13 protein-coding genes are annotated in these 15711 nt (G+C 71.5%); 11 read left to right on the forward strand and 2 right to left on the reverse strand.

Annotation, left to right across the window (positions count from 1 at the left end; translation table 11 throughout):
- The first annotated feature begins 266 nt into the window (after positions 1-266).
- From miaB to GXW74_RS05710, 6 genes are all read left to right on the forward strand, one after another.
- On the forward strand, positions 267-1646 hold the full coding sequence (gene miaB / locus GXW74_RS05685; protein WP_211845466.1) for a tRNA (N6-isopentenyl adenosine(37)-C2)-methylthiotransferase MiaB: 1380 nt from the start codon (positions 267-269) through the stop codon (positions 1644-1646).
- Complete coding sequence (locus GXW74_RS05690; RefSeq protein WP_211845468.1) at positions 1643-2692, forward strand: PhoH family protein; 1050 nt, start codon at positions 1643-1645, stop codon at positions 2690-2692. The genes miaB and GXW74_RS05690 overlap by 4 nt, the downstream gene beginning before the upstream one ends.
- Positions 2693-2753: 61 nt before the next feature.
- On the forward strand, positions 2754-3230 hold the full coding sequence (gene ybeY / locus GXW74_RS05695; protein WP_211845475.1) for an rRNA maturation RNase YbeY: 477 nt from the start codon (positions 2754-2756) through the stop codon (positions 3228-3230).
- A complete protein-coding gene (locus tag GXW74_RS05700; protein WP_211845477.1) occupies positions 3227-4126 on the forward strand; it encodes a hemolysin family protein in 900 nt (299 codons plus the stop codon). Before ybeY ends, GXW74_RS05700 begins: the two co-directional genes overlap by 4 nt.
- Positions 4127-4412: 286 nt before the next feature.
- Positions 4413-5951: an apolipoprotein N-acyltransferase gene (gene lnt / locus GXW74_RS05705; protein ID WP_211845479.1), complete on the forward strand. Its 1539-nt coding sequence runs from the start codon at positions 4413-4415 to the stop codon at positions 5949-5951.
- 170 nt (positions 5952-6121) lie between these two features.
- Positions 6122-6577, forward strand: coding sequence for a helix-turn-helix domain-containing protein (locus GXW74_RS05710; RefSeq protein ID WP_211845481.1), 456 nt, complete (start codon positions 6122-6124; stop codon positions 6575-6577).
- Between the two features lie 18 nt (positions 6578-6595).
- Here GXW74_RS05710 and GXW74_RS05715 read toward each other — a convergent pair whose 3' ends face one another.
- Positions 6596-7066 carry a hypothetical protein gene (locus tag GXW74_RS05715; protein ID WP_211845483.1) on the reverse strand — a complete coding sequence of 157 codons (471 nt, stop codon included), beginning with the start codon at positions 7064-7066 and terminating at the stop codon, positions 6596-6598.
- On the reverse strand, positions 7063-9804 hold the full coding sequence (gene secA / locus GXW74_RS05720) for a preprotein translocase subunit SecA (RefSeq protein WP_211845485.1): 2742 nt from the start codon (positions 9802-9804) through the stop codon (positions 7063-7065). The genes GXW74_RS05715 and secA overlap by 4 nt, the downstream gene beginning before the upstream one ends.
- Positions 9805-10109: 305 nt before the next feature.
- On the opposite strand from secA, the gene GXW74_RS05725 reads away from it, so the two are divergent.
- From GXW74_RS05725 to GXW74_RS05745, 5 genes are all read left to right on the forward strand, one after another.
- The gene (locus tag GXW74_RS05725; protein ID WP_211845487.1) at positions 10110-11039 is read left to right on the forward strand and encodes a peptidylprolyl isomerase; all 930 of its coding nucleotides are present in this window, start codon (positions 10110-10112) and stop codon (positions 11037-11039) included.
- 31 nt (positions 11040-11070) lie between these two features.
- Entirely contained in the window at positions 11071-12300 is a 1230-nt protein-coding gene (gene argJ / locus GXW74_RS05730; protein ID WP_211845489.1) for a bifunctional glutamate N-acetyltransferase/amino-acid acetyltransferase ArgJ, read from the forward strand.
- Between the two features lie 163 nt (positions 12301-12463).
- Positions 12464-13636, forward strand: a complete 1173-nt coding sequence (locus tag GXW74_RS05735; RefSeq protein WP_211845490.1) for a glycosyltransferase — start codon at positions 12464-12466, stop codon at positions 13634-13636.
- Positions 13633-14556, forward strand: a complete 924-nt coding sequence (locus GXW74_RS05740; RefSeq protein WP_211845493.1) for a class I SAM-dependent methyltransferase — start codon at positions 13633-13635, stop codon at positions 14554-14556. Before GXW74_RS05735 ends, GXW74_RS05740 begins: the two co-directional genes overlap by 4 nt.
- Positions 14557-14590: 34 nt before the next feature.
- Entirely contained in the window at positions 14591-15589 is a 999-nt protein-coding gene (locus GXW74_RS05745) for a bifunctional GNAT family N-acetyltransferase/(deoxy)nucleoside triphosphate pyrophosphohydrolase (RefSeq protein WP_211845494.1), read from the forward strand.
- Positions 15590-15711: the final 122 nt, after the last annotated feature.

Below are 15711 nucleotides of genomic sequence, written 5' to 3' on the forward strand. Positions count from 1 at the left end.
GGCGGGGCGGGACAGGTCTGGCGAGCCCGGCCGACATCCCGCCCGCCTCCGGCATGGCGGCCATGACACGGTCGGCGCATCTGAGCCGCCCTGCCGCCGCATCCCGCGGGAATCCCTTGACCCGACGCGGAGCGGCCCGCCACCGTCCACGGCATGACGATCCGTCACGGGCCTCAGGTCGCTTGACCCGCGCCGTTCCGGTGCGCATTTCCCCCGCCTGCCTTCGCCGCGCTGCCCGCGGCGGAGCCGGCGGAGCCTGACCCCGAATGACCGAAAGCACCGCCCCGCGGAAGCGCCTGCTGATCCGCACCTGGGGCTGCCAGATGAACGTCTATGACAGCGCCCGCATGGCGGATGTGCTGGCCCCCCTCGGCTACGCGCCGACCGAGGTGGCGGAGGAGGCCGACATGGTCATCCTCAACACCTGCCATATCCGGGAAAAGGCGACGGAGAAGGTCTTTTCGGACCTCGGCCGCCTGCGGGAAGCGAAGCAGGCCCGCGGCGGCGACATGGTCATCGCCGTCGCCGGCTGCGTCGCCCAGGCGGAAGGTGCCGAGATCACCGCCCGGGCGCCCTGGGTGGACATCGTGCTCGGGCCGCAATCCTACCATCGGCTGCCGGAGATGGTCGCACGGGCGTCGCGCGCGGCCGGCGCGGTGATCGAGACCGAGTTCCCGCCCGAGGACAAGTTCGACCACCTGCCGGAACAGGCAGCGCCGCAGGGCGTCACGGCCTTCCTGACGGTGCAGGAAGGCTGCGACAAGTTCTGCTCCTTCTGCGTCGTGCCCTACACGCGTGGGGCGGAATACTCGCGCCCCGCCGAGGCGGTGATCGCCGAGGCGAAGCGCCTCGTCACGCTGGGCGCGCGGGAGATCACGCTGCTCGGCCAGAACGTGAACGCCTGGCACGGGGAGGGCCCGGACGGGCGCGCCTGGACGCTCGGGCGGCTGCTGCGGCAGCTTGCGGAGATCCCCGGCCTCGCGCGGCTGCGCTACACGACGTCGCATCCGCGCGACATGGACGACGATCTGATCGCCGCGCATGGCGACACGCCGGCGATCATGCCCTTCCTCCACCTGCCGGTGCAGTCGGGCAGCGACCGCATCCTGAAGATGATGAACCGCGGGCACACCGCCGACGACTACCGCCGGCTGGTCGATCGCCTGCGCAACGCGCGGCCGGACCTCGCCCTGTCAACCGACATCATCGCCGGCCATCCCGGCGAATCCGATGCCGACCACGCGGCGACCATGGCGCTGATCCGCGACACCGGCTTCGCCCAGGCCTTCTCCTTCAAGTATTCCGCCCGCCCCGGCACGCCGGCCGCGACCATGGCCGGCCAGGTGGCCGAGGAGGTCAAGGACGCCCGCCTGGGCGAGATCCAGGCCCTGCTGCGCGACCAGCAAACGGCGTTCAACCGCTCCCGCGCCGGGATGGTGGCGGAGGTGCTGGTCACCGGACCGGGGCGCCACGCCGGCCAGATGGCCGGTCGCACGCCCTGGCTGCAGCCGGTGCATTTCGATGGCCCCGCGCAGCTTTCCGGGCGCATCGTTGCGGTGAATATCCTCGCCGGACACCCCAATTCCCTATCGGGCGCAATGGTCGCGCCCGTGCACACCGAGCCCAGGGAGAGACCAGCCGCTTGACCGCCACCTCCAGCCTCGCCCTCCGCGCTTCCGACGCGCGCAGCCAGATCGAGCACCGCTCCGTCACGCTGCAATTCGACGACAACCTCCTGCTGCCGCTCCTCCATGGGGAGCACGACCGGCACCTGGCACGAATCGAGCAGGTGCTCGGCGTCAGGCTCTCCTCCCGGGGCAACCGGATCGCGATCTCCGGCGGCGCGGAACGGACGGAAATGGCGGAGGCGGCGCTGCTGGCGCTGTGGAAACGGCTGGAACAGGGGCAGCATGTCGGCACGGCCGAGGTCGAGGCGGCGTTGCGCCTGGCCGAAGGCGGCGCGGAGTTCGGCGAGCCCCGCCTGCCGCTCGCCGACCTGCCGGCCATCCGCACCCGCAAGGGCGCCATCGCCCCGCGCTCCCCGGCCCAGGGCGCCTACATCGAGATGCTGGCGCGGCGCGAGATGGTCTTCGGCGTCGGCCCGGCCGGCACGGGCAAGACCTACCTCGCGGTCGCGCAGGGCGTCGCCCTGCTGCAGTCCGGCCGGGTGGACCGCATCGTGCTCTCCCGCCCCGCCGTCGAGGCCGGCGAACGGCTCGGCTTCCTGCCCGGGGACATGAAGGAGAAGGTCGACCCCTATCTCAGGCCCCTCTATGACGCGCTGCACGACATGCTGCCGGCCGAGCAGGTCGCCCGCCGCATCGCCGCCGGCGAGATCGAGATCGCCCCGCTCGCCTTCATGCGCGGCCGGACGCTGGCCCATTGCTATGCGATCCTGGACGAGGCGCAGAACACCACCGCCGCCCAGATGAAGATGTTCCTCACCCGCATGGGCGAGGGCAGCCGCATGGTCATCACCGGCGACCCGACCCAGGTGGACCTGCCGGCCGGCCAGCCCTCCGGCCTGATCGAGGCGCTGCGCATCCTCGATGGCGTCGACGGCATCGGAGTTGCGCGCTTTGCGGAGCGGGATGTGGTAAGGCATCCCCTGGTGGCCCGGATCGTCGCCGCCTATGGGCGGGCCGACGACCAGACGCGGGCGAAGAAGGAGAAGGATGGAACCGGGAAGTAGCCGTCCCGGCCGCGGTCGCATATCCGGCGATCAGGCTGGGCTTCGGAACGGATCAGGGGAGATGCCGGACATCTCCGTGATCCTGGCGGCGCCGGGCTGGCGCGCCGCCGTCAAGCGGCCGGAGGAGGTGGCGCGCCGTGCCGCGATGGCCGCCTTGCAGGAGGCCGGCGCCACCGGCGCCATCACAGTGCTGCTGACCGACGATACCGAGGTCAAGCGCCTGAACGGCCAGCACCGAGCCAAGGTCAAGCCGACCAACGTGCTGTCCTTCCCGGCCGAGGTGCCGGGGCAGCTCGGCGACGTGGCGCTCGCGCTTGGGGTGGTACGCCGCGAAGCCCGGGATGCCGGGCGCAGGGCGGCCGAGCACCTTGCCCACCTGGTCGCCCATGGCGCGTTGCACCTCGCCGGCCATGACCACCTGGACGCCGGCGAGGCCCGCCGCATGGAGCGCGCGGAAGCGCGCATCATGCGCCGGCTCGGCCTGCCCAACCCGTGGAAGGAGGGTCGCGCCGCCGTGCGGACGCGGGGCGCGACATGAGCGACTTCTCCAACAAGCCCGGCCTGTTCTGGAAGCTGCAGGGGCTGCTGCGCCGCAAGGAGGCGGAATCGGTCCGCGACCGGGTCGAGGAACTGATCGAGCGGCACGAGGAAAAGCCCGGCAGCGAAGGCGCCGGGCCGGACACCAGCGACCTCGACACCCACGAACGCGCGCTGCTGTCCAACGTGCTGCGCCTGCGCGGCAAGACCGCCTATGACGTCATGGTGCCGCGCGCCGACATCATGGCGATGCCGGAGGACTTCACCCTGGAACAGGCGATCTCCCTGATCCAGAGGGACGGCCACAGCCGCTACCCGGTCTATCGCGAGAGCCTCGACGACATCGCGGGCATGGTCCACATCAAGGATGTGTTCTCCGCCGTCGGGCAGGCGGGGGCCTTCGACCTCAAGGCGATCCAGCGCAAGCCGCTCTTCGTCGTGCCCTCCATTCCGGTGCTCGACCTGCTGCTGCAGATGCGCCAGTCGCGCACGCACATGGCGCTGGTGGTGGACGAGTACGGCGGCATCGACGGGCTCGTCACCATCGAGGACCTGGTCGAGACCATCGTCGGCGACATCAGCGACGAGCATGACGAGGACCTCTCCCCGCACATGACGGAGCGGCCGGACGGGACGATCGAACTCGACGCCCGCACGCCGGTCGAAACCTTCGAGGCGAAACTCGGCCAGGTGCTGACCGACGAGGAACGCGCCGCGGATATCGACACCGTCGGCGGCCTGGTCTTCACGCTCGCAGGACGCGTGCCGGCGAAGGGCGAACTCGTGTCGCACCCGTCGGGGCTCGAATTCCGCATCCTCGAGGTGGATCCGCGCCGCATCCGCCGGCTGCGCGTGCGGCGGCCGGGGGCGACACCGAACCGCGAGGCGGCCGAATAGGCTGAAGGAGGGGAAGGCGCCGCAGGGGGGGCGCCGCCCCCCTGCACCCCCGCCAAAGGCCCCAGGCCTTTGGAAACCGTAAGATTCGTCGAGGATCCGGGGGAGCGGGCACATCGCCCCCTTCACGAAGGTCGTGGGTGTCGGCGCCCTCTCCGACATGCCGGATCACGTCCTGGTGTCCAGAGGCCTTTCGGCCTCTGGCGGGTGGGTCCGGGAGGGCAGGGCCCTCCCGGCGCGCGCCCTTCCCGGCCATAACCCTCCCTCTCGCCATTCAGGACCATCGCACATGTGGGAACGGTTGCTCGGGCATCTCGCCGCCCGGAGGGGTTGGCGGTTGTGGGTCACGGCGATCGGGCTCGGGGCCTTGGCGGCGCTCGCGCTGCCGCCCGTCCATGCGGTGCCGGTGCTGTTGCTGGCGATCCCCGGGCTCCTGGTCCTGGTGGGCGCCGCCGGGTCGTGGCGGCGCGCCTTCTGGGTCGGCTATGCCTGGGGCTGGGGCTATTTCGCCGCCGGGCTCTACTGGATCACGCATGCGATCCTGACCGAGGTGGAGCGGTTCTGGTGGCTGGTGCCGATCGCCGTGCCGGCGCTGGCGCTGCCCCTGGCGCTGTTCGTCGCCGGACCGGTGGCGCTGGCGTGGAAGGCGCGGGCCGGCTGGCCTCGGGTGCTGGTCTTCGGCGGCGCCTGGGTGCTGTTCGAGCTGCTGCGCGGCTGGGCCTTCACGGGCTTCCCGTGGAACCTGCTCGGAACGGTCTGGGCCTTCGGCGCGCTGCCGGTGCAGGCGGCGGCCTGGGTGGGCGTGCACGGGCTGTCGCTGGCGACGGTGATCATCGCCGCGACTCCCCTGCTCGGGCGGCGAGCCATGCTGGGCGGCGCGGCCGCGCTGGCCGGCTTCGCGCTGTTCGGCCTGGCGCGGTTGTGGCCGGAGGAGCCACCGCCGCAGCCGGTCGGCATCCTGATCGTGCAGGGCAACGTCGCGCAGGAGCTGAAGTGGCGGGAGGACCAGCGCATCCCGATCCTGCGGCGCTACATCGAAGCCACGCGGGAGGCGGCGCTCGCGGCGCTGCGCGACCTGCCAGAAGAACACAACCTCGTGGTGATCTGGCCGGAGACGGCGATCCCCTTCCTGCTCGCCGACGATCCGGAGGTGCGCCAGCTCGTCGCCGGCGCGCTGCCGCAGCGGGCGATGCTGCTCTCGGGCACGGTGCGGGCGGAATTCGGTCCCGACCGGCGCGCGCGCCGCGTCTTCAACAGCCTGGTCGCGGTGGATCCGGCGGGGGAAGTGCGTGGGATCACAGACAAGGTCCATCTCGTTCCCTTTGGTGAGTACATGCCGCTTGCTGGATTGCTGCCGGTGCGCATCGTCCAGGGCGGCATGGACTTCACCGCAGGGGCGGAACGGCTGGCGGTGCGCGCCGGCTGGGTTCCACCCTTCGGCGGGCTGATTTGCTACGAGGTCATCTTCCCCGGCGCGGTGGTGCCGAGGGAGCGGCCGGCTTGGCTGGTGAACGTCACCAATGATGCCTGGTTCGGCGTTTCCGCCGGCCCATGGCAGCATCTGGCGACGGCGCGGCTGAGGGCGGTGGAGGAAGGGCTGCCCCTCGCGCGGGCGGCGCAGACCGGCGTCTCGGCCGTGTTCGACGCGCGCGGGCGGGAGGTTGTCCGCACCGGCCTCGGCGAGACGGGGGTGCTGGTGGCGCCATTGCCCGCGGAGCGGGAGGCAACGCCATTCTCGCGGTTCGGGACGGCGATCACGGCATTTCTATCGCTGGTCATCTTCGCTTCTGGGTGGTGGAAGGGGACCATGGGGAATCGTCCAGCGTGAACTGGGCGAGGCGGCACCGGTTTCAGGACGTCTCAAAAAACGAGAAAGAGAAAAAGAGTTGACAAAGAGTGAATGGCCGCCTATTCCTGCGACAGCGAAGGCAAGCACGTCACGCGTTTGTGTATGCCGTTTTGGGGGCGGGCTTGATGCTTCGGACTGCGGAGGGCCTGATGCCGAGCGACGACACCATGGAGCGCGTTGAACGCGAGCATCGGGCCAGCCCGATCGATGTGCATGTCGGCACGCGCGTCCGCCTTCGCCGCACGCTGCTCGGCATGAGCCAGGAGAAGCTGGGAGAGGCCCTCGGCCTGACCTTCCAGCAGATCCAGAAATACGAACGCGGCGTGAATCGCATCGGCGCGAGCCGCCTTTTCGACCTCGCCCGCGTGCTGGACGTGCCGATCGGCTTCTTCTTCGACGACATGTCGCCGGAACTCGGCGGCAATGCCGCGACGAGGTCCCGCGGCGCCGCCTTCGGCTTCGCCGAGGGGCAGGAAGGCTTCGAGGACGACACGCTGCACCGGCGGGAGACGCTGGAACTGGTGCGCGCCTATTACCGGATCACCGATCCTTCGGTCCGCAAGCGGGTCTTCGACCTGATCAAGACCCTGTCGCCGAGCGAGTAGCCGGCGGCTGCGCGGGCCCTACACGCCCCGCGCGCAGTGCAGCAGCACCACCGGCCGGCCTGGCGTGATCTGCAGGTCGATCTCGTCGGGCTGCGTCCAACCATATGAATCCGTCGACGTCACAGGGTCGCGCCCGCGTTCCTGGGGCTCGCCGAACAGTCGCATGAGTCGCGCGCGCAGCGCCGGTCCCTGCGCCGCATCCCCGCGCGCCGAGACGCAGACCAGCCCGCCGTTGCGCCCATCGAAGGCGAAGGCGACCGACAGGCGCAGCGTGCCCGAGCGGAACTCCCCTGCGGCGCGGTATTCCATGCGGGCCGCGGGCACCCGCCGCTGTTCCTCCGCGGGCATTGCGCGAACCGACCCGCGGGAGGCGGCGACGACCTGCTGCAGGCTCATGCCCCAGCGGGTGAACTCCCAGTGCGCGGCGGCGGGCGCCGGGGCGAGCGCCGCCGCCGCGACCAGCCAGGGCAGGGCCTGGGCGGTGTTCACACGCGCCCGTGGCAGGCCTTGAACTTCTTGCCCGACCCGCAGGGGCAGGGCGCGTTGCGCGGCGTGCGGTGCCAGGTGGAAGGATCGTTCGGATCGACGCCCTGCGCGATGGGCCGAGGCGCAGCCGTGCCGATCGCCATCGGCACCGCCTCGTAGCCCGTCCCGTTCCCGGCCATCTCCAGCTCCGCGGCCGCCATGGCCGGATCCGGGTGGCGCATGTCGAGGAAGCCGATGCCGTCCGGGGAAGGCGGCGGCGCCTCGGGGCGCAATTCTATGCGCAGCAGCAGCGACGTCACGCGTTCCCGCAGGTCGGTCAGCATGCCGTTGAACAGCGCGAAGGCCTCGGACTTGTATTCGTTCAGCGGGTCGCGCTGGCCGTAGGCGCGCAGCCCGATGCCCTGGCGCAGATGGTCGAGCGCCAGCAGGTGTTCCTTCCATACCTGGTCGAAGACCTGCAGCAGCAGGGATTTCTCGACCTGGCGCATGATTTCCGGGCCGACATTCGCCGCGCGCGCGGCGTAGGACCGGTCGGCAGCTTCCTCCAGCCGTTCGCGCACGATGTCGTCGTCGATGCCTTCCTCGCGCGCCCAGTCGGCGACCGGCACGTCGAGGTTCAGCACGTCCTGCACCTGGCGCTGCAGCGTCTCGAGGTCCCACTGCTCCGGATAGGCGTTCTCGGGGATGCAGCGGGCGACGAGCTCGGCGATCGTCTCGCGCCGCATTTCCTGGATGGTCTCGAGCACGTCGTCGGCCATCATGAAGGCGCGGCGCTGGGAATAGACCTCCTTGCGCTGGTCGTTCATGACGTCGTCGTACTTGAGAAGGTTCTTGCGCATGTCGAAGTTGCGCGCCTCGACCTTCTTCTGTGCCTTCTCGAGCGCCTTGTTGATCCAGGGATGGACGATCGCCTCGCCTTCCTTGAGGCCGAGCTTCTGCAGCATCCCGCCCATGCGCTCGGACCCGAAGATGCGCATCAGGTCGTCTTCGAGGGAGAGGAAGAAGCGCGACGCGCCCGGATCGCCCTGGCGGCCGGAGCGGCCGCGGAGCTGGTTGTCGATGCGCCGCGATTCATGCCGCTCGGTGCCGATGACGAAGAGGCCGCCGGCCTCCTTCACCTTCGGGCGCAGGGCCTCCACTTCGGCCTTGTGCCTCGCGAGCGCGGCCTCGTAGGCCTCGCCTTCCGAGGCGCCGGCTTCCTGGCGCGCCAGCATCTCGACATTGCCGCCGAGCTGGATGTCCGTGCCGCGGCCCGCCATGTTGGTGGCGATCGTCACCGCGCCGGGGCGGCCCGCCTGCGCGACGATGTAGGCCTCCTGCTCGTGGTAGCGGGCGTTCAGCACCTGGTGCGGGATGTTCTTCTTGTTGAGCAGGGCGGAGATCAGCTCGGACTTCTCGATGCTGGTGGTGCCGACCAGGCAGGGCTGGCCGCGGTCGCGCGCCTCGGCGATCAGCGCGGCGACCGCCTCGTACTTCTCCTGTGCGCTGCGATAGACCTCGTCATCCCCGTCTATGCGCGCCACCGGCACGTTGGTCGGGATCTCGACGACTTCCAGCTTGTAGATCTCGGCGAACTCGTCCGCTTCGGTCGCCGCCGTGCCGGTCATGCCGGCGAGCTTCGGATAGAGCCGGAAGTAGTTCTGGAAGGTGATGGAGGCGAGGGTCTGGTTCTCCGGCTGGACGGTGACGTGCTCCTTCGCCTCCAGCGCCTGGTGCAGCCCGTCCGAATAGCGCCGGCCCTCCATCATGCGGCCGGTGAACTCGTCGATGATGACGATCTTGTCCTGGCGGACGACGTATTCGACGTCGCGCTTGAACAGCGTGTGCGCGCGCACCGACTGGTTGACGTGGTGCACCAGCGTCACGTTGTGGATGTCGTAGAGATCGCCCTCGGTCAGCAGCCCGGCCGCCTTCAGCATCTCCTCGACACGCTCGCTGCCCGCTTCGGTCAGCGAGACGGCGCGCTGCTTCTCGTCCTTCTCATAGGTCTCGGGGTCCTGCACCAGGATCTTCACCACCTCGTCCACCCGGCGGTAGAGGTCGGAGGAATCCTCGGACGGTCCGCTGATGATGAGCGGCGTGCGCGCCTCATCGACCAGGATGCTGTCGACCTCGTCGACGATCGCGTAGGCGAAGTCCCGCTGGACCATGTCCTCCAGCCGGTACTTCATGTTGTCGCGCAGGTAGTCGAAGCCGTACTCGTTGTTGGTGCCGTAGGTGATGTCGCAGGCGTAGGCGTTGCGCCGTTCCTCGTCCGTCAGGCCATGGACGATCGTGCCGACGGTCAGGCCGAGGAAGCGGTACAGCCGGCCCATCCATTCCGCGTCGCGACTGGCGAGATAGTCGTTCACCGTGACGACATGCACGCCCTTGCCGGGCAGCGCGTTGAGGTAGACCGGCAGGGTCGCGACCAGCGTCTTGCCCTCGCCGGTCTTCATCTCGGCGATCTTGCCCTCATGGAGCACCATGCCGCCGATCATCTGCACGTCGAAGTGGCGCAGCCCGAGGACGCGACGGGCGGCCTCGCGCACGGTCGCGAAGGCTTCCGGCAGCAGGTCGTCCAGGGCTTCGCCCTTTTCGAGCCGCTCGCGGAAATGAGCGGTCTGGCCGGCCAGCGCCTCATCCGAGAGCGCCTGCATCCTCGGTTCGAAGGCGTTGATGGCCGGCACCCGCGACTGGAAGCGCTTGAGCGCGCGGTCGTTGGAGGTGCCGAAGATGGCGGCGGCGAGGCGGGCGAACATGAGGGGCGTCGGTCTCCGTCGGGCGGGCTGCCCGGTCGAGCACGCCCCCATTCAGGCGGATGGGGGGCGCAGACTCGGATCGCGCCGCGCCCGGCCGGACCGTTGGGGTCGGGGCGGGCTGCGGCGCGGCCCGGGCAGAGATAGGCGGGCGGGCAGGGCGGGTCAACGCCGATGCCCCGTGGCGCGGTGCCTTTGCCCCCGATGGCGGTGCCTTCTCCTTGTCATGCCACCTGTTGCGGTGCCCTCACCTTGTCGCCCCCAGGCGCATCGGCCATCTTCCAGCCCTTCCCCGCCCCCGAGGTTCCATGACTCCGCGCCGCCGCCACGCCCACCCCCTTCGCGCGGGCATCGCCCTGGCGATCGCGATCTGCGCCGCCCCGGCGCTGCACGCCCAGCCCGCGCCGGCGACCCCCCCGGGGGATCCGGTGGTGGCGCGGGTGGACGGCCAGCCGATCCTGCTCTCGGACCTTGCCGCCGCGGCCCGCGATCTGCCGGAGGAACTGCGCGGCGCGCCGCCGCAGATGCTCTATCCGCTGCTGCTCGACCAGCTCATCGCCGGGCGCGCGGTGACCGCCGCGGCCCGCCGCGCCGGGCTCGACCAGGATGAGGCGGTGCGCGCCCGCATCCGCCGCGCCGAGGAGCAGGAACTCCAGCAGGCCTGGCTGAGCCGCGAGATCGCGTCCCGCGTCACCGACGACGCGATCCGCGCCCGCTACGACCGCGACGTGGCGAACCGCCCGGCGGAGGAGGAGGTGCGCGCCCGCCACATCCTGGTGCCGACCGAATCCGAGGCCCGCGAGGCGCTCGCCGAGGTTCGCGGCGGCGCTGACTTCACCGCCGTCGCGCAGCGCCGCTCCACCGGCCCCGGGGCGCGGGAAGGGGGCGACCTCGGCTTCTTCCGCCGTGGCGACATGGTGCCCGAATTCGCCGAGGCCGCCTTCGCCCTGCAGGCCGGGCAGATCAGCGAGAACCCGGTCCGCTCCCCCTTCGGCTGGCACGTCATCAAGGTGGAGGAACGCCGCCGCGCCGCCGCGCCCGCCCTCGAGGAAGTGAGCAATGCCATCCGCCAGCAGCTTCTGGAGGCGGAGGTGACGGCAGCGGTGGATCGCGCCCGCGGCGAAGCGCGGATCGAGCGCTTCAACCTCGACGGTTCCGCCCCGCGCCCGACCGACGCGGCCGAGCCGCCGGCGCCCGCCGCGCCGGCCGCCCGTCCCGCCGCACCGATCCGGCGCTGACCACACGCCAGGCAAGAACAAGGACGCGCCCATGGCCCACCCTGTCTCCCCTCTCGCCCTCCCGCTGCCGGAGATGCCGCCCGTGCCGGGCGTGCAGGTCGCGACCGGCATGGCGGAGATCCGCTACCGCGCACGGGAGGACGTGATGGTCATGGCCTTCCCGGCCGGAACGACCGTGGCGGGTGTGTTCACCAAGAACCGCTGCCCCGGCGCGCCGGTGGAATGGAGCCGCGCGGCGCTCAAGGGCGGCAAGGCACGGGGCCTGGTCGTCACCTCCGGCAATTCCAACGTCTTCACCGGCAAGGCGGGGCGCGAGACCTGCGAGAAGACGGCCGCCGCCGCCGCCGGGCTGCTCGGCTGCAAGCCGCGTGAGGTCTTCCTCGCCTCCACCGGCGTGATCGGCGAACGCCTGCCGACCGAGAAGCTGGTCGGCGCGCTGCCCGGCGTCTTCGGCGCGGTGGAGGAAGCGGGCTTCGGCCCCGCCGCCCGCGCCATCATGACCACCGACACCTTCCCCAAGGGCGCGGTGCGCACGGCGACGATCGGCGAGACGACGGTGACCATCGCCGGCATCGCCAAGGGGTCGGGGATGATCGCGCCGGACATGGCGACGATGCTCTCCTTCCTCGCCACCGACGCGAAGATCCCGGCCGCCGCGCTGCAGGCGCTGCTCAAGAAGGGCTGCGACAGGTCCTTCAACTGCGTGACGGTCGATTCCGATACCTCCACCTCCGACACCGTGCTGCTCTTCGCGACGGGTGCCGCGAAGCATCCGCGCGTGCCGGCGGAAGGCGGCGCGATCCTCAAGGACTTCGCACGCGCGCTGAACGAGGTGCTGATGGACCTGGCGCTGATGGTCGCCCGCGACGGCGAGGGCGCCCAGAAGCTGATCCGCATCGATGTGACGGGCGCGACCACGGCGCGCTCGGCCCACAGGATCGGCATGAGCATCGCCAACTCGCCGCTGGTGAAGACCGCGATCGCCGGCGAGGACGCCAACTGGGGACGCATCGTCATGGCCGTCGGCAAGTCGGGCGAGCCGGCGGACCGCGACCTGCTCTCCATCGCCGTGGGCGGCGTATGGATGGCGAAGGACGGCGGCGTGGTGGACGGCTACGACGAGACGCCGGTCGTCGCCCACATGAAGGGGCGCGAGGTGGAGATCACCGTCGATATCGGGCTCGGCAAGGGCAAGGCGACGGTGTGGACCTGCGACCTGACGCACGGATACATCGACATCAACGGGTCGTACCGGAGCTAGTGCGGGCACGGACGGCAACGGGGAGGGCTCTGCCCTCCCCGGACCCCACCCGCCAAAGGCCGAAGGGCCTTTGGAAACCGTTACTTGAATCGGGGTTTCGGGGAGGGGGCGAAGCACTGCTTCGCCGTGAGGAGAGGGGCGGCGCCCCCCTCCGACGCCACCCGTGACCGTTCTGCTCGGCACGATCGCGCTGCTGGCGACGCTCGCCTGGCTGGCCGGCGTCGTCTGGTTCCTGCGCTTCTTCCGTCCCCCTGCCGTGGCCGCCGAGGGCCGTGTGACGCTGCTGCTCGCCGTGACGGGCCGCACCGATGGCCTGCCCCCGCTCTTCGCCGCGCTGGCCCGGCAGACGCTGCGCCCCCGGCGCATGCTGGTGGCGGTGGAATCCCAGGCCGACCCGGCCCACGCCCAAGTGCGCGAACTCGAACACCTGCTGCCCTTCCCGATCGAGATCGTCGTCGCCGGGATCGACGACACGCGCAGCCAGAAGGCGACGAACATGATCGCCGCCTGCACGCGCATCGACGCGCTGGATGATGCGCTGGTGCTGCTCGATGCGGACATCCTGCCGCAGGACACCTGGCTGTCCTGGCTGGCGACGCCGGCGCTGAACGGGGCGGCGGATGTGGTCACAGGCTATCGCTGGCACGCGCTGGATGGCGCCGGGCCGGGGCGGCATGTGGTGGCCTGGCTCGATCGCTCGCTCGCGCTCGGGCCGCGCTTCCTGGCTTCGGGGCTGGTCTGGGGCGGGTCGGTGGCGATCTCGCGCGGGGCGCTGGCGAAGATGGATCTGCCGGATGCGCTGTCCCGCACCTTCTCGACCGATGGCGCGATCAGCCGGCGGGCGCGGGCGCTCGGGATGCGGGTGCTGACACGGCGTGCTGTCCTGCTGCCGACGCCGCCCGAGGGCGGCGACCGGGAGGCGATCGCCTTCAAGAAGCGTCAGTTGCAGATCGTGCGGGTCTATGTGCCGACGCTGTGGGTGTGGCTCGGCGCGGCACTGCAGGCGGAGGCGCTGGCGCTGCCCCTGGGCCTGCTGGCGCTGGCCGGCAACGCGACGGCGGGGTGGTTCCTGGCCGGGGTGATGCTGGTGGGCGCCACGCGCGCCCTGCTGCACGACCGCGTCACCCGCGCGGTGGGGATCCGGGAAGGGATGGCCGCGCGCGCTGCGCAGGTCGTGCTGGGCGCGCTCGCGCCGATCACCGCGCCGGCGGTGGCCGCGCTGTTCTGGACCAGCGCCCGCACCCGCGTTATCCGCTGGCGCCACGTGGAATACGAGGTGTTGGGGCCGGAGAAGGTACGCGTGCTGCGCCGCCACGCCCCCGGCGGCGCCGCGTGACGCCGGGCCTCTGCCCGATCACCGGCGCGCCCGCCGCGCTGGTGCAGGAGGTTTCGGCCGGCCTGCTGCGCGGGCTATGGCGCCGCGCCTTCGGCGTGGCGCCGACGCCGCTGCCGCAGGGCCGGATCGGGATCTACCGTGCCCCCTGCGGCCTGGTGTTCTTCGCCCCCGCCGAGGAAGGCGACGGTGCCTTTTATGAGGCGCTGTACCGTCGCCTCGACGCCGGCGGGCGGGTACGAGCCGCCGGGCGGGACCGCGCCGAGTACCCGCATGCCGCGGCGCGCATCCGGGCGGGCGATGCCGTGCTGGAGGTGGGCGCCGGCGCCGGCGCCTTCGCACGCTTCATTCCGCATGCGCGCTATGTCGGGCTGGACCCCAACCCTGGCGCGTATGCGGCGCCGGCAGGCGAGGTCCGCTCGGAGAGCCTTGCCGGCCACGCCGCGGCGCATCAAGGCGCCTACGACACCGCCTGCGCCTTCCAGGTCATCGAGCATGTCGCCGACCCGGTGCGCCTCGCCGCGGACATGGTGCGCTGCCTGAAGCCGGGCGGGTTGCTGATGCTCGGCGCGCCGGTCTGGCCCTCGGCCATGACGGCGATCCCCGATTTCGTCTTCAACGCGCCGCCGCACCACCTCTCCTGGTGGAACGCCGGGGCGATGCAGGCGCTGGCGGATCGTCTCGGCCTCGTCGTCGAGGAGATCCGCCCCCTGCCGCCCGTCGCGGCCCAGCCGCTGATCCACTGGATGGGGCGGCTGTCGCCGGTGAAGACAGACCCCGACGGCCCCTGGTTCGCCGCGCGCCGGTCCTGGTACGCGGCGCTGGCGGCCGCCTTCGCGCTGGGGCGGGCGGCCTCGGCGATGCTGCCGTTTCCGCGCAACGCCGCGCCGATGTTCGTGCTGCTGGCGGCGCGCAAGCCTTGACGCGGGGGGCGGCCTCGCCGTTCCTGGCAGCCCGATGCCCGACTCCGTGACCGCCTTCGCACCGCTCGCCACCGAGCGTTTCCTGCTGCGGCCCCTGCGCGCGGAGGATGCGGCGGAGCTTCACCGCTTGGTCAATGACTGGGAGGTGGCGAAGACACTCGCCCGGGTGCCCTTTCCCTATCCGCGCGACTTGGCGGATGAATGGATCGGCTCCACCGCCGAACGGGTCGCGGCCGGGGAGGCCTACCACCTCGCGATCGCGCGGCGGGAGGACGACGTGCTGGTCGGCTGCGTTGGCCTGACCCTCGACGTCGCCGCGCGCAGCGCCGAGCTTGGCTACTGGGTCGGGCGGCGCCACTGGGGGCAGGGGATCGCGCCCGAGGCCGCCGGGCGGCTGTCCCGCTGGGCGCTGGCCAACCTCAACATCGACCGGCTGACGGCCAGTGCGCTGACCGACAATGCGCGCTCTGCCGCGGTGCTCACGCGCATCGGCTTTCGCGAGACGGGCGCGGGCGCGCAGGACTTCCTTTCCCGCGGCGGCGCCATGCCGGTGCGGCTCTTCGAGGCCGGGCGCGCGGATTTCGCGCCGCCGCCGGCTGCCCCCGCCGCCGCGCCGGAAGCCGCAGCCGACAGCAAGCCGATCCTGCTCGTCGCCGCCGTCGGGCTGATCGACGCCGACAACCGCGTGCTGCTGGCCCGTCGGCCGGAGGGCAAGCCGCTGGCGGGCCTGTGGGAGTTCCCCGGCGGCAAGGTGCATCCCGGCGAGACGCCGGAACGCGCCCTGATCCGCGAACTCAAGGAGGAACTCGGCATCGACGTGACCGAGGCCTGCCTGGCGCCCTTCGCCTTCGCCTCCCACGGCTACGAGGCCTTCCACCTGCTGATGCCGCTGTATCTCTGCCGCCGCTGGCAGGGGCAGGTGACGGCGATGGAGGGCCAGACGCTGGCCTGGGTGAGACCGATGCGGCTCGCCGACTACGCGATGCCGCCGGCGGACCGGCCGCTGGTCGCGCTGCTGCGGGACTTCTTGTAGGCGCCTCAAGCGCCGGCGCCGGCCCCCGCCGGCTCGGCTTCGCGCCGCGTACTGGCGCATCGGCGGCGGCTGCCGGTTTGGGCGCGGTCGCCCGTCGGGCTCCCGGCCCGAGGCAGGGCCCC

Origin of the sequence: Neoroseomonas eburnea (assembly GCF_018129005.1) — a bacterium.
Classification (GTDB): Bacteria; Pseudomonadota; Alphaproteobacteria; order Acetobacterales; family Acetobacteraceae; genus Neoroseomonas; species Neoroseomonas eburnea.